A 19,413-nucleotide genomic window follows, 5' to 3' on the forward strand; every position below is an offset into this window, starting at 1 on the left:
GTCGCTCAGACAGCCGGCACGCCGTTTGAGCAACACTTATGCTTGCGCGGTTGCGCTTGCCAGTGCTTCGAAGCTCACTTCCTTATCCGTCACCTTCGCCTTGCCGAGCACGAAGTCGACGACGTTGCTTTCAACGACGAACGCTTCCATCTCGGCCAGGCGCTGCTGATTCGAATAATACCAGCGGACCACTTCCTTCGGGTCTTCGTAGCTCTTCGCGAACTCGTCGACTTCCGCGCGGATCTGCTCCGGCTTCGCCTCGAGGCCGTTCGACTTCACCAGCTCGGCCAGCACGAGGCCCAGCTTGACGCGGCGCTCCGCCTGCTCGGTGAACATCTCGGCCGGAATCGGCGCGGTGGCCGCGTTCGGCACGCCGCGCTGCGCCAGATCCTGACGCGCCATTTCGACGAGACGCTGCTGGTCCTGCTCGATCAGCGCCTTCGGCACCTCGAGTTCGGAAATCTTGAGCAGCGCGTCCATCACCTGGTTCTTCACGATCGCCTGCGTGCGGCGCTTCGCTTCACGTTCCAGATTGTCCTTGATCTCGCCGCGCATCTTGACCAGATCGCCGTCTTCGATACCCAGCGACTTCGCGAATTCCGCGTCGATTTCCGGCAGGTGCGCCCACTCGACCTTCTTCATCGTGACCGTGAAGCGCGCGGTCTTGCCGGCGACGTCCTTGCCGTGATAATCGTCCGGGAACTTGAGGTCGAACTCGCGCGATTCGCCGGCCTTCAGGCCCAGCGCCGCGGTTTCGAATTCCGGCAACATGCGGCCTTCGCCGAGCACGAACGGGAAATCCTCGGCCGTGCCGCCCTGGAACGCGACGTCGTCGATCTTGCCGATGAAGTCGACCGTCACGCGGTCGCCGTTCTGCGCGATCGTTTCCGCGCCGCCGTCGCCGTGCTCGCCGCCTTCGCCGCGCGCGTGGAAGTGCACGCGCTGCTTGCGCAGGATGTCGAGGGTACGGTCGATCTCGGCGTCGCCGATGGTGGTCGTCGAGCGTTCGACTTCAGCCGTCGCCAGATCGCCGATCTTCACTTCCGGATACACCTCGAACGTCGCATCGAATGCGTAGGCGGCGTCCGACGCCGCGTCCAGCTTCGGCGCGAAGCTCGGCTGGCCCGCGACGCGCAGGTTTTCGGTGCGGCTGATGTCGAAGAACTCCTGACCGACCTTGTCGCTCAGCACTTCTGCTTCGACCTGGCCCGAATACTGCTGCGCGACCATCTTGAGCGGCACCTTGCCCGGGCGGAAGCCCGGCATGCGCACGTTCTTCGCGAGTTTCTGAATACGGGCGTCGATCTCCTTCTGCACGACCTCCTTCGGCAGGGAAATCGTGACACGGCGTTCGAGCTTGCCGAGGTTTTCAACAACGTTAGCCATGGCTTCAATCGTCCTAAAATTATTCGAGCGAATCGGTTTTCCTTGCCGTGCCCGCCTGGCGGCGACCTGGGCCGCGCGTCGGCGCCGCCGCTGTTCCACACTCGTGCGCGCGCAATGACTCGTGCGGCTGCGCTTGCGGCTTGAAGCACGGCTTTGGCCGGAAGAATCGGCTATTCTAGCAAACTATTTTCTCCTCACCGCGAGATTCACCCCCCTCGCACTGCACAACATCGCGCTTCGCGGCGGCCACCCCGCGCGATGCCGGTTATGCCTCGCCCGGTATCCGGGCCGGGCCGCCGTCCTGCTAAGCTTCGATCCGGTCCCGCAGACGCGACGTGTTCGCCGCGCCGCGCCGGCGATTCGTCAGATCAATCCCAACCGATACCGTCCAGTCCGGAGACACCATGCCGCACCACCCGACCGCGCCCGTCGTCGTCATCGCGCCCGACTCGTTCAAAGGTTCGCTGTCCGCCGAACAGGTGGCCGACGCGATCGCCGCCGGCATCCGCCGCGCGCGGCCCGACGCGGTCGTGCGCTGCTGCCCGATGGCGGACGGCGGCGAAGGCACGCTCGACGCGATGCTCGCGCACGGCGGCACGCGCCGCACGCTGCGCGTCGCCGGCGCGACGCTCGCGCCGCGGGAGGCGGCGATCGGGCTGCTCGACGGGCACGCCGCGCTGGTGGAAACGGCCGAGATCGTCGGCATCACCGACCCGGTCGGGATGAGCGTGCCGGTCGACGCGCGCAGCACCCGCGGGATGGGCGAGGCGATCCGCGCGCTGCTCGACGAAGGCGTCCGCACGTTCTACGTCGCGCTCGGCGGCAGCAGTACCAACGATGCGGGAGCGGGCCTGCTCGCCGGGCTCGGCCTCCGCGCATTCGACGCCGAAGGGCAAGCGATCGAACCCACGCCCGAGCGGCTCGCCCGGATCGCCCGCGTCGACGCGTCGGAACTCGATGCGCGGATCGCGCAAGCCACGTTCGTCGGCATGTCCGACGTCGACAACCCGCTCACCGGCGAGCACGGCGCAACCGCGATCTTCGGCCCGCAAAAGGGCGTGACGCCCGAGCAGGTCGCGACGCTCGACGCGGCCCTGGGCCATTTCGCCGACCTCGTCGAAGCCGCGCTGCGGCGCCGCGGCCGCGATCTGCCCGGCGCGGGCGCGGCAGGCGGCCTCGGCTTCGCGCTGCACATGCTCGGCGCACGTTTCGAACCGGGCGCGGAAGTCGTCGCGCGGCAGGTCGGACTGGACGACGCCCTGGCCGGCGCGGACTGGCTGATTACCGGCGAAGGCCGCTCGGACGGCCAGACGCTGCACGGCAAGGCGCCCTTCATCGCATGCCGGCATGCCCGCGCGGCCGGCGTGCCGGCGTCGCTGCTGTCGGGCGCCGTCGATGCCGCCGCGCTGCCCCAGCTGGGCGAGCACTTCGACGGCTGCTTCTCGCCCGCGCCCGGACCCATCACGCTCGATGTCGCGATCCGCGACGCCGCGCGGCTGCTCGCCAACGAAGCAGCGCAACTGACCCGGCTGAAGTACGGGCGGGCGTAACGGACACGCGCGGCGGACCGCCGCCGGCCTCATGCGTCGACGCGCGCTCAACGGCGCCGGCATGACGGCGGACACGCGTCGCGCGCGCCGCCGTTGACCGCGCATCGGGATGCGGCAACAATCGGACCGCCTCCCTCCTCCAGGACCCGACATGAAAGGCAGCAAAGCCGGCCTCGACCAGTTTCTGACCTACCGGATGCACGTACTGAACAAGCTGTCCGACCGCGGTATCGGGGAGCTTTATCAGGCGAAGCTCGGTATCTCCCTGCCGGAAGCGCGGGTCATTGCCGCGGTGGGAGCGTTCGGACCGTTCTCGATCATGGACCTCGCCCGCCGCACCAACCTCGACAAGAGCCAGGCGAGCCGCGCGGCGGAAGCGCTGATCCGGCAAGGGCTCGTCGAGCGCAGCGCGAGCGACGCGGACGGCCGCGTCGTGCTGGTCGTGCTGACCGCCGACGGCGTCGCGCTCAACCGCAAGATCATGCCGCTCGCGCGCAAGTGGAATGCCGAACTGCTCGGCTGCCTGAGCGAACACGAACAGGCCGCGTTCGGCCGCGCGCTCGATCGGATCATCGCCGGCCTGTGCGAACGGCTGGCGTGACGCGGCACGTCCGCCTGCCCGCCCCCATCGCATATCACGAGCCGCCGTCGGTCGTGAGCTTGGCTGCCTTAGCCCCGGTAACACGCGAGTACGGCAGCGCCGCGGCGCGTGCGGCGGTCCGATCCGGCCGGCAATACGCGACTCGACGGATCGATGCGATCTCGAATAGCCGCCCTTTCGACGGGTAGCCTGCCCACGCGCCGATCCACACGCCATGGCCGCGCACACCGTCCGCTGTTGGCCGAGGCTGCGCCGCAAGCCCTACACGCAGCGGCCTCCGTTCGTCGGTCTCGCGGCGCAGCCCGGAAACGCACACGGGGTCGGAATCATCTCGAACAACCGCCCGACCCCCGCGCGGCTTGGCCGCGCGTCACAAACCGCTGTTGGCCGCGCGCTGTCGCAGCAATCCCGACACCGCGTCGCAGTACGGTGTCGGCACGCCAAGCTGGCGGCCCAACTCCGGAAACACCCCCAGGATCGGCCCGATCTCGAGCGGCCGCCCCGCCTCGAGATCCTGCAGCATCGAGGTCTTGAACGCGCCGAGCCGGCGCGTCACGGCGATGCGCTCCGGCCCGCTCATCCCCGTCGACAGACCGAGCCGGGCGCCGATCGCATCGGCCTCCTCCATCATCCGCAGCGCCAGTGCGTGCGTATCCGGATCGTCGAGCAGACGGTCCGCGGTGGAGCCGGTCAGCGCGCTCAGCGGATTCATGTTCATGTTGCCCCAGAGCTTCACCCAGATCTCGGTGCGGATGTCCGCCGTGACGTCGACCTCGAAGCCGCCCGCGGCAAGCGCAGCGGCCAGCCGCTCGGCGGGCCCGGCCAACGCCGCGCCCGGCGCGCCGACGATCAGGCGGTTGCCGCGTCCGCGCCGTACCACGCCCGGCGCAGCGGTCGTCGACGACAGGTGGACCACGCAGCCGATCGAGCGCGCCGGCGGCAGCGCCGCCGATACGCCGCCGGCCGGATCGACCGATTCGAGCGAGACATCCTGGAGCGGACCGGCGAAGCCGTGCAGGAACCACCACGGCAAACCGTTCATCGCGGCCACCACGACCGTCTCCGGCCCGACCAGCGGCGCAAGGCTGACGGCCATCGCCGGCAGCGCCTGCGCCTTCAATGCGACCACCACGTAATCCTGCGGACCCAGCTCGCGCGCCTCGGCACTGACGGCGATCGGTACGCGGGTCTCCGCGCCGTGCTCGTCGATCACGCGCAGCCCCTCCGCGCGGATCGCCTCGAGCGTCGCGCCGCGCGCCAGCGCGCTCACGTCCCAGCCGGCTCGCGCCAGCGCGGCGGCGAACAGGCCGCCGATCGCACCGATGCCGACCACGGCAACGCGCGCGGGTGTCGTTGCATCCATGAGATGCGTCTCCTCGTTTGATCGTGCCGACGAGCATAGAGCCAAATGGTTGCGGGCACAACCAGTAAGAGGCGATGCGCGGGCACCGATCCGGCCCTCGTCCTCAGCGGAACACCCAGGCTGGCCGCGTGTCGCTCGGTTCGCTCGGTTCGCTCGGTTCGCTCGGTTCGCTCGGTTCGCTCGGTTCGCTCGGTTCGCTCGGTTCGCTCCGACAGCCGACGCGCGCTAAGCCTCTCCCTCGGGCGGACCAGCGCCGTGCGTGCTCGGCTCCGGAGCGCCGAGCACGCCCGAAATCTGGCTCTTGTCGTGCATGCCGAGCTTGCGGTACGCGCAGCGCAGATAATGACGCACCGTCGCCGGCGAAATCTCCATCCGCTGCGCCACTTCCTTGTGCGACCGTCCTTCGCCGTAGTAGCGGATCGCGGCCAGCTCGCGCGGACTGAGGCGGTCGAGCAGCGACCGGGGCCGCGCCTCCAGTTGGAAGAGTCCCGCCACCGGCAGGCACGACACGCGCAGCAGCTCGCCCGCGTACGGCTGCGCGCCGCCGCGCCGGACATGCTCGACGAGCGGCGCGGGCAGACGCGGCCCGGTCCAGTCCGGCCATTCGACGCGCAGCACCGCGTCGAACCCCGTATCCGCGTGATGCAGCACGCCGAAGTTGTCGCACAGCGCGCGCAGCGACGACGATGACGCCGCGCTGCGCAGACGGCCCAGTTGCGCGGCGCGGTTGAGGGTCAGCGCGGCGGAGAGATGCGGAATGATGTCCTCGTAGCGCCGCGCCTCGTCCTCGGTAAACGGACGGTTGAGGGATTGCCGGTAGATCGAGAGGAAGGTCGTGAGCCCGAAGCGATGGTCGAGCGTGCATACGCACATCAGATGCGCAAGACCGTACCGGACGCACCAGTCGCGAAACCGCGCGTCGAGCCCGGGCTCGACGACCGACAGGACAGCGGCCTGGCCGTAGGCGCCGTGCGCGGTCCGATGCGCGAGCGGATCGCACGCGCGCACCCGCTTCCAGTCGGCGAAGAACGCATGCGGCAGCCTGTACAGGTAGCTGTTGTGCATCACCGGGCCGGCCGGCGTGTGGCTCGCGACGCCCGTCCACGCCGCATCGAACGGCAGGAAGGCGGACAGCAGCTGGAAGAACCGGCATTCGAACTCGCCGATCGACGCGCTGCCCGCCACCGCGTACAGATCGAGCAGCGCGAGACTCAGCGCGCGCGGCGACCCCTCGTCGGCCGGCGCCAGCCCGGCGAAGTCGCGCCGCCGCGCGGCATCGGGCGGCCACGCGGCTTCGTCGAGCACGACGGCCGCCGGCGCATTGTGGAGCGCGTCGATGTCCTGCCGGATATCCGTGGTAATCCTCACTAACCGCCCCTTAGCCCGCCCGGCGCGACAGGCTTCGCGCACATCGACCGGCGATCGATTATAGCGGCCGATTTTTTTGAAAACCGCTGCGCCGGGAACGCCCCCGGACCCCATCCATTTGAACGGGATCCGGGCATGCCGCACCGCCGCAACCCCGGGATGACGACGGCGCCCGCCGTTGCTGCGCCCGGTTCGGGTTTTCCGCACCCGCCATCTGTACGTCTTCCGCGCGCCGCCGTCACTGCCGACACTGCGTCCATCCCTTTCCGCCAAGGTTCGGAGCAACGACGCCATGGACTCTCCCTCAACCCGCCGGCCGCACCTCACGCTCGCGGCATTCGCGCTGCTCGCCGCACTGCATTGCACCGCGCACGCGCAGTCGACGTTGACGCTATACGGCGTCGCCGACGCCGGCGTCCAGTACCTGTCGCACGCCGACGGCCAGCGCAGCGCATGGCAGTTGCAGAACTACGGCATCCTCCCGTCGCAGGTCGGCCTGAAGGGCAACGAGGATCTCGGCGGCGGCTGGCGCGCGCTGTTCAAGCTCGAACAGGGCATCAACCTGAACGACGGCACCGCGACCGTGCCGGGCTACGCGTTCTTCCGGGGCGCATACGTCGGCATCGGCGGCCCCGCCGGCACCGTCACGCTGGGCCGCCAGTTCAGCACGCTGTTCGACAAGACCCTGTTCTACGACCCGCTTTGGTACGCGGCGTACAGCGGCCAAGGCGTCCTCGTGCCGCAGGCGGCGAACTTCATCGACCACTCGGTCAAATTCCAGTCCGCGACGCTCGCAGGATTCGACGTCGAGGCGCTCGCGGCCACGGGCGGCGTCGCCGGCAATTCGCGAGCGGGACGCGTGCTCGAACTCGGCGGCCAGTTCAGCAGCAACGGCTGGTCGGCCAGTGCCGTGCTGCACCAGTCGCACGGCTCGGCCGCGAGCGGCGTCGACTCGGCCGCGCGGCGCCGCGAGATCGGCACGCTCGCCACGCGCTACGCGTTCTCGCCGCTGCCGCTGATCGTGTATGGCGGCGTCGAACGCGTGACGGGCGATCTCGATCCGGCCAAGACCGTCGTCTGGGGCGGCGCCCGCTATCAGACGAGCGGCGCGCTCGGATTCGCGGGCGGCGTCTATCACACCGATTCGCGAACGCCGGGCGTCGGCCACCCGACGCTGTTCATCGCGAGCACGACCTGCTCGCTCTCGAAAACCACCGTCGCCTACCTGAACCTCGGGTACGCGAAAAATCACGGCCAAAGCGCGCAAACCGTCTACGAGTACGACCCGGCGCCGCTCAACGGCGCCTCTCAGTTCGGCGCGATGCTCGGCATGTATCACGTGTTCTGAGCCGCGTCCGCCTTTCCTCCGCCCAAGAGATCCCGTCCATGAAAACCCTGCTGCAAGACGCGCCGTCCGCGCCTTCCGATGCGCGGCCGAGCCCCGCCCGCTTCACCGGCGCGACGCTCGCCGCGCTCGTCGCGTTCGCCGCGATCACGCCGCTGCTGCTGCTCGTCGCCCCCGCCGTCGCCGCGCAGCTCGGCGCGCAACTCGGGCTGTCCGCCACGCAGATCGGCACCTACTTCTTCGTCGAACTGGGTGCATTCAGCCTGGCGACGCTGCCATCGTACTGGTGGCTCGGACGCGTCGACGCGCGCCGCGTCGCCTGGTGCGCGATCGCGCTGTTCGGCGCGGGCAATCTCGCGACCGCCGTGTCGATGCCGAGCTTCGCGCCGCTGCTTGCGCTGCGAGCGGTCACCGCGCTCAGCGGCGGCACGCTGATGGTGCTGTGCATGACGAGCGCCGCGACGAGCGAGAACCGCGACCGCGTCTACGGGCTGTGGGTCGTCGGCCAACTGATCGCGGGCGCCGCCGGCCTGTTCGTGCTCCCTCACCTGTTCCAGGCGGTCGGACTGCGCGCGCTCTACGTGGCGCTCGCCGGGCTCGCGCTGTGCGCGGCGCCGCTCTGCCGCGGCTTCGCCGCCGCGCCCGCCACGCTCGCAGCGGCCGCACGCAGCCGCCTCGCGCCGGCGGCGCCGCGCGGCGGCGTCGCGCTCGCGATCGGCGGCGTGCTCACCTTCTATCTGTCGATCGGCAGCGTGTGGACGTTCGCGAGCAAGGCGGGGGCCGACGCGGGCCTCGACACGCAGACCGGCGGCACCGTGTTGGCCGTCGCGAGCCTGATGGGAATCGCGGGCGCATCGCTCGCGTCGTATCTCGGCGGCCGGATCGCGCGGCGAACGGTGCTGTACGCCGGCTACGCGCTGCTCGTCGCGTCGCTCGGCGCGCTGGCCGTGCAGCCGCGCGCGGCAGGCTACGCCGCCGCGATCTTCGGCTTCAAGTTCGCATGGACCTTCGTGCTGCCGTTCATGCTCGCCGGCGTCGCGCGGATCGACCCGTCGGGCCGGCTGATCGCGACGCTCAATTTCGTGATCGGCGCGGGTCTGGCCGCCGGGCCGCTGATTGCCGGCGTCGCGCTCGATGCCGGCGGCACGATGCCGCTGCTGTTCGTGACGGCGGCAACCGTGTCGCTCATGTCGCTGGCGGCACTGCTGCGTATCGAGCGGCGCGCGGCCTGACCCCCTTCCTCCATCAACCGGTTCATCGCCATGCCCCACACTTCCTTCTTCACCGACGAACGCACCTTCTGGCACACGGGCGGCTCGCACGCGCTGTTCTTCCCGGTCGGCGGCTGGGTACAGCCGACGTCGGGCGCCGGGTACGCCGAGTCGCCCGACTCGAAGCGCCGGCTGCTGGCGCTCGTGCAGGCATCCGGGCTCGCTGCGCAGCTCGATCTGCGCAGCGCGCCGGCCGCGACCGAGGCCGACCTGAGACGGATCCATCCCGCGCACTACCTGAGCGAGTTCAAACGCCTGAGCGACGCGGGCGGCGGCGATCTCGGCGATCTCGCGCCGTTCGGCGCGGGCAGCTACGAGATCGCCGCGCTGTCGGCCGGACTGGCGCTCGCCGCGCTCGACGCGGTCCTGAGCGAGCGCACCGCGAATGCGTTCTCGCTGTCGCGGCCGCCGGGCCATCACTGCCTGCGCGACCGGCCGATGGGCTTCTGCCTGCTCGCGAACATTCCGATCGCGATCGAGGCCGCCCGCGCGCGCCACGGCATCGAACGCGTCGCGGTGATCGACTGGGACGTGCATCACGGCAACGGCACCCAGGCGATCTACTACGACGATCCGAACACGCTGACCCTCTCGCTGCATCAGGATCGCTGCTTCCCGCCCGGCTACAGCGGCGCCGACGAACGCGGCGCGGGCGCGGGCCTCGGCGCGAACCTCAACGTTCCGCTGCTCGCCGGCAGCGGAGACGATGCGTACCGCTACGCGTTCGAGCGAATCGTGCTGCCCGCGCTCGAACGCTTCAGGCCGGAACTGATCGTGGTCGCGAGCGGGCTCGACGCGAACGCCGTCGATCCGCGCGCGCGGATGCAGCTCCACAGCGAGAGCTATCGGTCTCTGACCCGGACCGTCAAGGACGCCGCGCAGCGGCACTGCGGCGGGCGGCTCGCGATCGTGCACGAAGGCGGCTACTCGGAAGCGTACGTGCCGTTCTGCGGCCATGCGATCGTCGAGACGCTGGCGGGCGCGCGCACGGACGTCGTCGACCCGATGCTCGACCTCGCGATCGCGCAGCAGCCGGGCGAGCGCTTCATCACGTTCCAGCGGCAATTGATCGACGAGCTGGCGTCGAGCTTCGGTTACTAGCGCGACGCGGCACTCCCGGTCGACACAGCGTGTCGATGCGGGCCGCCGCGGCCCTGTCTCGTCGGCATGCCCAATGCGCCGTCGATGGCGTCGCCGGGCCCCGCTCATCTGCCGCCCCTCCGGGGCGGACAGTCCCCCTCCCCTCCCCCTTCATCCGGCCGGGCGACCAGGACGCCCCCGTCGCCCGGGGCAAACGCACTAGAAGACCCGATGCAATTGTCTCTGTCGGCGCGTCCGCTCGATCCTTATTCTGGTCCTGTATCGAGATTCACCGCATCCCGACACGGAGGTAGCCGATGAACCTGCATCAGACGCCCGACCCGACCCCGATCGAACCACCCCCGCCGGCCGACGATCCGCCGGCGCCGCCGGGCAAGCAATTGCCCGGGCAACCCCGGCCCGCGCCGCCCGGCACGCCGCAGCCGCCGGGCCAGCCGGAAGCCGACCGGCCGCGCATGCATTGAGCTCGCCCCGGACTCGCCCCGTTCCACTCGAACCAAGGAGGTTGTCATGACCCGAACCCGATCCATCTCGTCGCTGCTCGCCGTCAGCGCCGCGTTCCTGCTCGGCACGGCCGGCCTGACCGGCGCGCAGGCACAAACCCCCGACGCATCCGGCGACGGCGCCGCCGTCGAATCGAATCAGCCGGTGACCGATACGTGGATCACCACCAAGGTGAAGAGCCAGCTCGCCACCACCGACGGCGTGAAAAGCCTCGATATCGACGTGAAGACCGTCGACGGAACCGTCACGCTCACGGGCGTCTTGCCGACCAAGGTCGCGGTGAAGAAGGCGATCGCCGTGACCCGCGTCGTGAAAGGGGTGAAGAAGGTCGACGCCGCGGACCTCAAGGCCCGGGCCTGACACTCATCCAGCCTCAAGTGCCGGGCGGCGGCGGCAGCGCCTCGCGCCCCGCCGTCGCCCGGCAATCCACCCATCCGACCCAACCGGGAGCACACCATGAACGAAGACAAGATCAAGGGACAATGGAAACAGTTGAGCGGTAAGTTGAAGGCCAAATGGGGCAAGCTGACCGATGACGACCTCGCGGTCGCCGAAGGAAATCGCGAGTATCTCGCGGGCAAGATCCAGGAGCGCTACGGCATCGCCCGCGACGAAGCCGAGCGGCAGCTGAAGGACTTCGACACATCGCTCTGACCCATGCGGCGGGACGGCGCACTCCGCGTCGCCCCGCCGCCCGCCGAGGATCCTTCATGGGCAAATACCTCTTCGCATGGCTGCTGGGCGTGCCCATCGGCGTGCTCGTCATCATCTATTGCTTCGCGCATTTTCTGTGAGCGGCGAATCGGCCACTCAGGCTCGCGGCCGGTGAGCATGCGCGGCGCCCGGCCGCGCGGCCGCGTCGTCATGACGACGCCTCGCCGTACTCCGACCGGCACGCGCCCCCCCTCTTCGCCGCATCGCATCGGCATCCTTCACCGCGCATGCACACGGACCGACACGCCGGACATGCGCCGCACGGCGATGACCGCGCGCCGCGCACTCGTTCGACGACGCCATCACGCAGCCCGTCCGGCCTCGCCGCAACCCACGCCTACCCCGTCATTCCTTCCCGGCGAAACGCGCGCGCACCGCCTGCCGCGACACGCATGAACAGGCGAAAAATAGCGTCATTGCCATTACACTCACGCCTCGTCCGTTTTCAGACCCATCCGAACCACATGCTGTTGCGTAACCGGCTGACTGCCGCGTGTCTCACCGTCGCCCTGTTGTCCGCGCCCTCGCTCGCGACCGCCCGCTCGAGCGGCGATTCGCTGCTCAACGAGGTGTTCGATTTCATTTCCCGCCTGCTGCCGTCGACGGCGCGCGAGGCGCCCGCCGGTCAGGTCATCGAAGCGGCGTTCTCGCCGGACGGCGGCGCCGAGGCGCTGGTCCTGAAAGTGATCGGCTCGGCGCGCGCATCGATCCGGCTCGCCGGCTACTCGTTCACATCGCCGAAAGTCGTGCGCGCGCTGCTCGATGCGCATCGGCGCGGCGTCGACCTCGCCGTGGTGGTCGACAACGACGGCAACCGCTCGAAGTCGTCGAAGCAGGCGCTCAACCTGCTGGTCAACGCGAAGGTGCCGACCCGCACCATCAGCCGCTATGCGATCCATCACGACAAGTACATCGTCGTCGACGGACGCCACGTCGAGACCGGCTCGTTCAATTACTCGGCCTCCGCCGCGTCGAGAAACTCGGAAAACGTGCTGGTCGTCTGGAACAACCCGGCGCTGGCGTCGCAGTATCTGCAGCATTGGCAGAACCGCTACGACCAGGGGACAAACTACCGGTCCAGCTACTGACGCATCGGCGGACGATGCGGCGGCGGCGCACCGGACGCGCCCGGTCTCGGTCCATGCGTCCGATCCGATGGACGCCGTGCCGCCGCCGCATCCGGGCATCGCATCAGAATCGCTTCGTCAAGCCCAGCGTCAAGGCGTTGTCGTGCAGGTGGCTCGCGAACAACCCCTGATAGCTGACGGACACGCTCATCGAGCCGGCCACCTGCGCCGTCAGGCTCGCGCCGGCCGTCGCCATGCCGCGCCCGACCGAAGCGGCGGGCAACGCGAACAGCGTCCCATCCTGGGCCTGGACGGTTACCGTCGGGGTGCCGCTGTGCGTGTTGTAGCGATAACCCAGATCCAGGCTCGGCACATAGGTCACGCCGCGCATCTGGAACGCATGCGACAGCGACACTTCGGCATAGGGCTGCAGCGTCGTATACGTGCTGTGCAGGCCTTCCACTCCGAACGCCGGCGCCAGCGGATTGGCGCTCGCGACGGATTCGCCGAAGCCGTCGAGGCGCTGATGCTGGTACAGCACGCCGACGCGCGGCGTGACATCCCATTGCGCGGCCCGCAGCGGCAGCGCCGCCTGCAACGCCATGCCGACCGTGTTGCCGTCGGGGCCGCTCGATGCGTTGCCGATTCCGGTCGGCCGGTTGATCGTGAAGCTGCTGTGCATGAAATCGACGGTCCCGGACAACACGAGCGGCCCGATGTCCGAAAAACCGTACAAGCCGATATGCGCGTTGTCGGTCGGTCCGCCGCCGCCCAGCGAATCGCTGCTGTTGATCCGGTTCAAGCCGGCTTCCACGCCGAGATGCGCCCCCGTCCCCGCAATCGCGTGATCGATGCCGCCCAGTACGCCGTAGCTGTGCGCGTCGATGCCGTTGGCGCCGCTGATCGATACATCCGAGCCCGTTGCCTGAACCCATATGCCGGTCTGGCAAGTGGATCGATCCCTGTTCTGATTCTGCGCCATGCGCGTTTCGGTTCCGCAGAGGGTGTTCGCACTGGTCAGCGCCGCATTCAGCACCGTCGTCAGGCTTTGCTGCCCCACCAGGTTCACCACGCGCATGCGGTTGGCGAAGAGACTGCCGTCGGGCGGTGCGACACGCGTCGAAGTCGCTCCCCCTGAACCGGAGCCCGAACCCGTGCCGTTGCCGGAGCCCGTACTGGTACTCGTGCCTGTTCCGGTGCCTGTTCCGGTGCCTGTTCCAGTGCCTGTTCCAGTGCCTGTTCCAGTGCCAGTGCCTGTTCCAGTGCCAGTGCCGGTGCCGGTGCCGGTGCCGGTGCCGGTGCCAGTGCCAGTGCCAGTGCCAGTGCCAGTGCCAGTGCCAGTGCCAGTGCCCGTCCCACTACCCGCGCCCAGCACGAGGTCGGCCTGCGTCGCGTTATAGGTGACGTGCGGATTCAGACTCGCCGGCACGTTCCCCGTCGAGCTGGTCGTCGCGAAGGTTCCGTTGACCGCCTTGGCCTGCACCAGCGCAAACGTGATCGACGAGTAGGTGCCCGGCGCGTAGATCAGGTTCAACGCGCCGCCGAGCTGCGCCGTCTCCCCCACCGCAAGCTGCGATGCCTGGGTCGGCGTCACATCGATCTGCAGCGCGCCGCCGGCGTTCTGCGTGTAGTTGCCGTTGACGGTCAGCACGCCCACCGAGCCGCCGGGCCAGACCGTGCCGTCGTCGATCACATTGCCGCCGATGCTGCCGTGTCCGCGCAGCGTCGCGCCGCTCTGCACGTCGACGTCGCCCGCGAGCGACGCCGACGCGTGCGCACTGTCGCCGATCTCGAGCGTGCCCGCGCCGACCGTCGTGCCGCCGGTATATGTGTACGTGCCGTTCAGGATCAGCGTGTTCGCGCCGCTCTTCAGCATCGAGCCGATGCCGGAAATGTTCGCGCCGAGGCTGAGATCGTCGCTCCGGTTGAAGACGAGCTGGCTGTTGTCGACCACATTGCCGACGATCGAGCCGGTCGTGCCGCCGTTGCCGAGCTGCAGCACGCCGGTGTTGACGGTCGTGCCGCCGCTGTACGTATTGGTGCCCGTGAGCGTCGTGTTGCCGGCGCCGCTGATCACCACGGCGCCCGTCCCCGAGATGTTCCCGCCGAAAGTCCCCGCGTTGCTGTGATTGAACGCCAGCGTGCCGTTGTCGGTCACGTTGCCGACGATCGAGCCGGCCGTGCCGCCGTTGCCCACCTGCAGCGTGCCCGCGCTGATCGTGGTGCCGCCGCTGTAGGTATTCTCGCCCGTGAGGATCAGCGTACCGTTGTCGGTTTTCGTCAGGCTGCCGTTGCCGCTGATCACGCCCGCGTAGGTCGCGCTCGCCGGGCTGTTGGCGTTGCCGCTGCCCTGGTCGAACACCACGCCGGGGCTCGCGCCCGCCACCGGCGCAAAAGCGAGGTTGCCCTGAAGCGAGGTGGCGTCGCCCTGCAGCACGCCGTTGACGATCTGCCAGTTCTGGGCGGCATTGCCGGTGCCGGTGAGCGTCCAGGTGCTGGTGCCCGCCTTCTCGTAATGAGTAAAGCCGTAATACACCGAACCGGTCGACGCGCTGTATGAAGCCGGCGCGCTCGTCACGATCCGCGACACGTTGAACGTGCCGTTGCCCGTGCCGCCGCTCGCGGCGCTGTCGCCGCCGAGCACCAACGTATCGCCGCCGCCGGCCGTCCCGCTCGAACTGACGACGTTGCCGACGAAGCGATAGCCGTTCTCGAGCGTCAGCGTATTGCCGCCGCCGCTGAAATCGACGGCGTCGACCTGGGGCGCGCCGGCGTCGGAGCTGGGGGTACCGCCCTGGATCAGGCTTGCGTTCACCACGCTCGTGTTACCGGTGCCGACCACGCCGACCCCGGCAAGGCCGCCCGGCTGCCCCAGCGCCCGGGTATTGACGCCGGCACCGCCGCTGATGGTCGCGCCGCTCCCGTTGGTGACGCTCGCCCCGCTCGCGAGCGATACGCCGACGCCCCCCACGCCGCTCGACCCGCCGTTGCCATCATCGCCGCCCGCGCCGCCGACGATCTTCGCGGCAGCGCCGCTGTTGGCAAGCACGGCGCTGCCCGTCAGCGTGATGCCGGCACCGCCCGTGCCGCCCACGGCACGCGTGCCGGACGCATACGATGATTCGCCGCCGCTGCCGCCCAGGATGGACGCGCTGTTGGTGAACGACGCGCCGCTCGCGAGCGACACCCCGGCACCGCCCGCTCCGCCCGCGCCGATATAGCCGCCGCCCGCGCCGCCTCCGCCCCCCGCGCCGCCCTGGATGCTCGCGCCGGCCGAACTGGTCGCGCTCGCGCCGCTTGCCAGCGTGACGCCCACGCCGCCCGCTCCGCCATTACCGCCCGTGGCGCCGTTCTGCGTATAGTCCAGTCCTCCGCTCCCGCCCGCGATCGCCCCGCTGTTGGCGAGACTCGCCCCGCTCGCCAGCGCAACGCCGGTGCCGCCGGCGCCGCCCGCCGTGGTGCCGTTCACGCTGCCCTGGCCACCCGCTCCGCCGTTGACGGCCGCCCCGTTCGAGAACGTCGAGTTGGCCGCCATGTCGACGCCGGTTCCGCCTGCGCCACCGATGCCGCCCGACCCGCTCGCGCCGGCTCTGCCGCCGCTGATGGAGGCGCTCGCCCCGCTATTGGTCAGCGTCGCGCCGTTGCCGAGGGCCACGCCCACGCCGCCCGTGCCGCCCGTGCCGCCGGTCGTGTCCTGCCCCGGCCCGACGCCCGCATTGCCCGGCCCGCCCCAGCCGCCTGCGACGACGGCGCCGTTGTTCAAGGTCGCCCCCGAAGCCAGCAGTGCGCCCGCGCCGCCCGTGCCGCCGGTGGTACTGCCATTGCCACCGTTGCCGCCCGTGATGGTTGCGCCGGCGCTGTTCGTCACGGTAGCGCCGCTGCGCACATCGACGCCCGCGCCGCCCACGCCGCCTACGTCGTTGACGTCCGAGCCGCCGCCCCCGGCACCGCCCGCGATCGCCGCTCCGTTGCTGTTGGTCACGCTGCTGCCGTTGCCGAGCAACTGAACGCCGATTCCGCCCGCGCCCCCCGCCGCCCAACCGATCCCGCCGGCGCCGCCGGTAATCGTGCCGGGATAGGTGGACACGTTGCCGTGGGCGACGACTGCATTGACGAGCGCGGCGTTGCCGGACAGCACGGCACCGTTGCCGCCGGCGGCGGCCGTGCAGGCCGACAGGCAGAAGGTTCCGTCGCCACCGTCGATTTCGCCGTTATTGGTCAGCGTCGTGCCGCTGCCCAGCGTAACGCCATCGCCGCCGACGCCCTGCGTGAAACCCGAGCCGGAACCGCCGCCGGCGATCTTGCCCTGGGAGTTGTTGACGGCGGTCGTGTTGGTGCCCAGATCGGCGCCGTCCCCTCCGTTGCCGCCGGTCCCGCCCACTCCGCCCACCGTGATGCCGGCACCGCCGTAGCTGCCGTAGACACCCCCCGAATTGTTGAAAGCGAACCCGGTTCCGGCCACGCCCGCGCCGCCGTTTCCGCCCAGGTACCCGGCGCCGCCGTAGCCGCCCTGGGTCGACTCGTTCGACAGATTCGTGAAGCTGGATCCGCTGAGCGCGAGCACGCCCGCGCCGCCTCCGCCTCCCGCGCCGCTGCCGTCGTTGGAGTAACCCGTCGCCTCGCCGGGTCCGCCGATCCCGCCCTGGATCCCGCCGGCATTCGTCACCGCGCCGCCGGCCTGGATCAGCACGCCGGCACCGCCGCCGCCGCCGCCGCCGTCCCCCGCGTAACCGTTGCCCACGACAGCCCCGCCATACCCGCCGTTGCCGCCGTTGCCGCCCGACACGCCCTGGCTGTACGTCACGGTCGCCGCGGCGGTCGCGCCCAGGCCGCCGCCGCCACCTCCTCCTCCGCCCGCCAGGCTGCCGCTCGCGGCGCCGCCGCCACCGCCGCCGCCCACGCCCAGGTTGGCCAGGTTGCCGCCCGCTCCCGCGGTGGCCGGCGGTCCGTTCACGATCGATCCCGCGCCGCCGTCATTCACGCCGGGATTGCTGCCCGCTCCGCCTAGTCCGCCCGCCGTGGCCGTGCCGTCCATGCCGCTTCGTCCGGACGTAGCCTGGATCGTCTGCGCCGACACGGACGCCGGCGCGCCGGCGACGAGCCCCCAGCACGCGGCCGTCACGGCCAACACCCATGCGTGGTGCCGCCCCGAACCAGAGGGGGCGGCCGCGCATGACGCGCCGCCCACTTTCGGAGAACGAGCCAACTCCGATGCAACCTGCAGCACACCCCGCCGATGATTTCGGACCACGCTGTAAATGCGATTCATACACTTCCCTTTTCTGGTGTGAGTTCGTGCCAGTGCAACTTTCAAGAAAAACCGATTCGGCATCGGATGCGACCGTCCCGCCGTCCCGTTCATGCACGCTTCATCGATGCGCCACGTCCTCCCGACGTCTTACGAAGGCCGCCGGCGGACAAACGTGGTGCCCGCAACGCGCCCTCTATCCGGATCGAGGCCGCCCCAGTCCAGACTCGCAACGGAGCGCCATCGGAATAGCCATGCACAGCCATCGGCTTTGACTGTCAAATGACCAATCATTTAGTTCTGCGACTCATTTGAAAGAGCGTTTCGTCATGGCTGTCTGAGTTGAGGCTAGCCAGGCTCAAACATCGAGCGCGTGAAAACTGCCCTGAATATTTTTCAACTGTCGGCCCCCCTTGCCGAGCCGACACACGCCGAATGACACCGGGCGTGCCCGATCGTCGCGCCCACGGCGCCACCGGCTCGATCGGCGGCGAACGATCGCCGTTCATTTGTCGAGACCGCACACATGCGCAGGTCGCGCACGGCCGACGTATCGCGGCGCCGAACATGGAGCCGAATCGCCGACGAAAGGTCGGCCGTTGTCATACCGGAAGCACGGCGACAAAGACGCTGGGAATCGGCCCCGCGCTAAGCGAGCGATTCGCCGATGAGAGCGGTCAGCGCAACACCCTCCGCCTCGGCGCGTTTCGCGACATCCACGCTGATTGGCCCGGGAACGATAATCACGTTCACCCGTTCCCGAACCTCTTGCCTTTCATCTATCCCCGGCATCTGAAAGCCGCGTCAAACCGCGCGGTCAATCGAGAGGACTCCACCTCCGTGATCCCGGGTTTTCCGTGCTACCCAAGATCTCTCCGCTATCGGCAACGATTCTATTATTCGGTCGCGCAGGCCAAGTGCCTCGCCGTCCACATTTGGTTTCATTGCGTTCTGAGCCGTATCCAATCCGCTCCAAGGAGCAATTTTCAGGACGGAAACATTACGTCAACCTAACCCAAACCCTGCTGAACGTTGAACGCGGAGGATCGGCGCGTTGAGCCCGATGAGATCGCGCGTTGTCGGGAGCACGCGCAGCCGGCGGCGTACCGAGGACTCTGCGCCGCCGCCGGGCTGACGACATGACGGGCGCTTTTCGTCCCTTCATCCGTCACGCATTGGCATGTGGCCTTCATTGCCGGACAATCGTCCGCACGCTCTTGTCCCCGGCCGGTTGGCCGATATCGAAGCACGGAGCCCCGCATGCCCAAGCTCGACCTCTCCACCGTGCCTGAACACAAAGGCACCGGTTATCCGCTGCCGTTCGCGGCCCCCTGTGCCGAGCGCATACGACAGCGGCTGGGCAACGCCGGCGGCCTCGCCGATGTCGGAATCAACCTGATGCAGCTGCCGCCGGGCAGCTGGTCTAGCCAGCGCCACTGGCATTCGGCGGAAGACGAGTTCGTCTATGTCCTCGCAGGCGAACTGACGTTGATCGAAGACGGCGGCGAAACCCGGCTTCGCGCCGGCGATTGCGCGGCGTTTCCGAAAAATTCCGGCAATGGCCATCACATGATCAACCGGTCGAACGCGATGGCGGTGTATTTGGAAGTCGGCACCCGATCGGTCGAGGACGTCATCACCTGCTCCGACATCGACATGATGAGCGCCAGCACCGACGGCCGGTTCGTGCATAAGGACGGCACGCCATATTCCGGATCTGGGTGAAGAACGCTCGCGGAAGCTCGATCGATGCAAATCGGCACTGCGCGAGGGCCTTCGCGTCGGTTTGCATCGCGATCACTTCGTCTCTCCGCTGGGGCCGTTGCGGTACATGGACCAGGCCATGTCGCGCGTCATGGAAGCCAATGCGGAACAACGCGTGCTGAATGAGGCGG

At 69.2% G+C, this 19,413-nt stretch carries 14 protein-coding genes; 10 read left to right on the top strand and 4 right to left on the bottom strand.

The genetic code is table 11. The annotated features are described in order from the left end of the window. Positions 1 to 36: 36 nt before the first annotated feature. Positions 37 to 1,386 (bottom strand): trigger factor, encoded by a 1,350-nt coding sequence (gene tig / locus RZR99_RS06165; protein WP_323118856.1) that lies wholly within the window; start codon positions 1,384 to 1,386, stop codon positions 37 to 39. Positions 1,387 to 1,790: 404 nt separating this feature from the next. Here tig and RZR99_RS06170 point away from each other — a divergent pair, with 404 nt between their 5' ends. Together RZR99_RS06170 and RZR99_RS06175 are read left to right on the top strand one after the other, a co-directional pair. Next, complete coding sequence (locus tag RZR99_RS06170) at positions 1,791 to 2,936, top strand: glycerate kinase (protein ID WP_323118857.1); 1,146 nt, start codon at positions 1,791 to 1,793, stop codon at positions 2,934 to 2,936. Between the two features lie 151 nt (positions 2,937 to 3,087). Next, the gene (locus tag RZR99_RS06175) at positions 3,088 to 3,537 is read left to right on the top strand and encodes a MarR family winged helix-turn-helix transcriptional regulator (RefSeq protein WP_323118858.1); all 450 of its coding nucleotides are present in this window, start codon (positions 3,088 to 3,090) and stop codon (positions 3,535 to 3,537) included. Between the two features lie 370 nt (positions 3,538 to 3,907). Here RZR99_RS06175 and RZR99_RS06180 read toward each other — a convergent pair whose 3' ends face one another. Both RZR99_RS06180 and RZR99_RS06185 read right to left on the bottom strand, forming a co-directional pair. Next, positions 3,908 to 4,900, bottom strand: coding sequence for a 2-dehydropantoate 2-reductase (locus tag RZR99_RS06180; RefSeq protein ID WP_323118859.1), 993 nt, complete (start codon positions 4,898 to 4,900; stop codon positions 3,908 to 3,910). 225 nt (positions 4,901 to 5,125) lie between these two features. Beyond that, a complete protein-coding gene (locus RZR99_RS06185) occupies positions 5,126 to 6,268 on the bottom strand; it encodes a helix-turn-helix transcriptional regulator (RefSeq protein ID WP_323118860.1) in 1,143 nt (380 codons plus the stop codon). Between the two features lie 292 nt (positions 6,269 to 6,560). Here RZR99_RS06185 and RZR99_RS06190 point away from each other — a divergent pair, with 292 nt between their 5' ends. From RZR99_RS06190 to RZR99_RS06220, 7 genes are all read left to right on the top strand, one after another. After that, positions 6,561 to 7,616 (top strand): porin, encoded by a 1,056-nt coding sequence (locus RZR99_RS06190; protein WP_323118861.1) that lies wholly within the window; start codon positions 6,561 to 6,563, stop codon positions 7,614 to 7,616. Positions 7,617 to 7,654: 38 nt separating this feature from the next. Then, positions 7,655 to 8,845 carry an MFS transporter gene (locus tag RZR99_RS06195; protein WP_323118862.1) on the top strand — a complete coding sequence of 397 codons (1,191 nt, stop codon included), beginning with the start codon at positions 7,655 to 7,657 and terminating at the stop codon, positions 8,843 to 8,845. 30 nt (positions 8,846 to 8,875) lie between these two features. Next, the gene (locus RZR99_RS06200; protein WP_323118863.1) at positions 8,876 to 9,985 is read left to right on the top strand and encodes a class II histone deacetylase; all 1,110 of its coding nucleotides are present in this window, start codon (positions 8,876 to 8,878) and stop codon (positions 9,983 to 9,985) included. Between the two features lie 296 nt (positions 9,986 to 10,281). Continuing rightward, on the top strand, positions 10,282 to 10,449 hold the full coding sequence (locus tag RZR99_RS06205; protein WP_323118864.1) for a hypothetical protein: 168 nt from the start codon (positions 10,282 to 10,284) through the stop codon (positions 10,447 to 10,449). A 46-nt stretch (positions 10,450 to 10,495) separates the two neighbouring features. Continuing rightward, positions 10,496 to 10,849, top strand: a complete 354-nt coding sequence (locus tag RZR99_RS06210) for a BON domain-containing protein (protein WP_323118865.1) — start codon at positions 10,496 to 10,498, stop codon at positions 10,847 to 10,849. A gap of 96 nt (positions 10,850 to 10,945) precedes the next feature. Next, positions 10,946 to 11,143 (top strand): CsbD family protein, encoded by a 198-nt coding sequence (locus tag RZR99_RS06215; protein ID WP_323118866.1) that lies wholly within the window; start codon positions 10,946 to 10,948, stop codon positions 11,141 to 11,143. 524 nt (positions 11,144 to 11,667) lie between these two features. After that, positions 11,668 to 12,291: a phospholipase D family nuclease gene (locus tag RZR99_RS06220; RefSeq protein WP_323118867.1), complete on the top strand. Its 624-nt coding sequence runs from the start codon at positions 11,668 to 11,670 to the stop codon at positions 12,289 to 12,291. A 103-nt stretch (positions 12,292 to 12,394) separates the two neighbouring features. On the opposite strand, the gene RZR99_RS06225 is transcribed toward RZR99_RS06220, so the two are convergent. Continuing rightward, the gene (locus RZR99_RS06225) at positions 12,395 to 17,632 is read right to left on the bottom strand and encodes an ESPR-type extended signal peptide-containing protein (protein ID WP_323118868.1); all 5,238 of its coding nucleotides are present in this window, start codon (positions 17,630 to 17,632) and stop codon (positions 12,395 to 12,397) included. Between the two features lie 1,146 nt (positions 17,633 to 18,778). On the opposite strand from RZR99_RS06225, the gene RZR99_RS06230 reads away from it, so the two are divergent. Further along, positions 18,779 to 19,243 (top strand): cupin domain-containing protein, encoded by a 465-nt coding sequence (locus RZR99_RS06230; protein ID WP_323118869.1) that lies wholly within the window; start codon positions 18,779 to 18,781, stop codon positions 19,241 to 19,243. Positions 19,244 to 19,413 lie beyond the last annotated feature (170 nt).

The sequence above is a fragment of the Burkholderia alba genome (genome assembly GCF_034721475.1).
In the GTDB taxonomy this organism is placed as follows: Bacteria; Pseudomonadota; Gammaproteobacteria; order Burkholderiales; family Burkholderiaceae; genus Burkholderia; species Burkholderia alba.

Coding starts and splice junctions, on each gene's coding strand:
- tig (WP_323118856.1), bottom strand. CDS start 1,386: ATGGCTAACGTTGTTGAAAACCTCGGCAAGCTCGAACGCCGTGTCACG.
- RZR99_RS06170 (WP_323118857.1), top strand. CDS start 1,791: ATGCCGCACCACCCGACCGCGCCCGTCGTCGTCATCGCGCCCGACTCG.
- RZR99_RS06175 (WP_323118858.1), top strand. CDS start 3,088: ATGAAAGGCAGCAAAGCCGGCCTCGACCAGTTTCTGACCTACCGGATG.
- RZR99_RS06180 (WP_323118859.1), bottom strand. CDS start 4,900: ATGGATGCAACGACACCCGCGCGCGTTGCCGTGGTCGGCATCGGTGCG.
- RZR99_RS06190 (WP_323118861.1), top strand. CDS start 6,561: ATGGACTCTCCCTCAACCCGCCGGCCGCACCTCACGCTCGCGGCATTC.
- RZR99_RS06195 (WP_323118862.1), top strand. CDS start 7,655: ATGAAAACCCTGCTGCAAGACGCGCCGTCCGCGCCTTCCGATGCGCGG.
- RZR99_RS06200 (WP_323118863.1), top strand. CDS start 8,876: ATGCCCCACACTTCCTTCTTCACCGACGAACGCACCTTCTGGCACACG.
- RZR99_RS06205 (WP_323118864.1), top strand. CDS start 10,282: ATGAACCTGCATCAGACGCCCGACCCGACCCCGATCGAACCACCCCCG.
- RZR99_RS06210 (WP_323118865.1), top strand. CDS start 10,496: ATGACCCGAACCCGATCCATCTCGTCGCTGCTCGCCGTCAGCGCCGCG.
- RZR99_RS06215 (WP_323118866.1), top strand. CDS start 10,946: ATGAACGAAGACAAGATCAAGGGACAATGGAAACAGTTGAGCGGTAAG.
- RZR99_RS06220 (WP_323118867.1), top strand. CDS start 11,668: ATGCTGTTGCGTAACCGGCTGACTGCCGCGTGTCTCACCGTCGCCCTG.
- RZR99_RS06225 (WP_323118868.1), bottom strand. CDS start 17,632: ATGAACGGGACGGCGGGACGGTCGCATCCGATGCCGAATCGGTTTTTC.
- RZR99_RS06230 (WP_323118869.1), top strand. CDS start 18,779: ATGCCCAAGCTCGACCTCTCCACCGTGCCTGAACACAAAGGCACCGGT.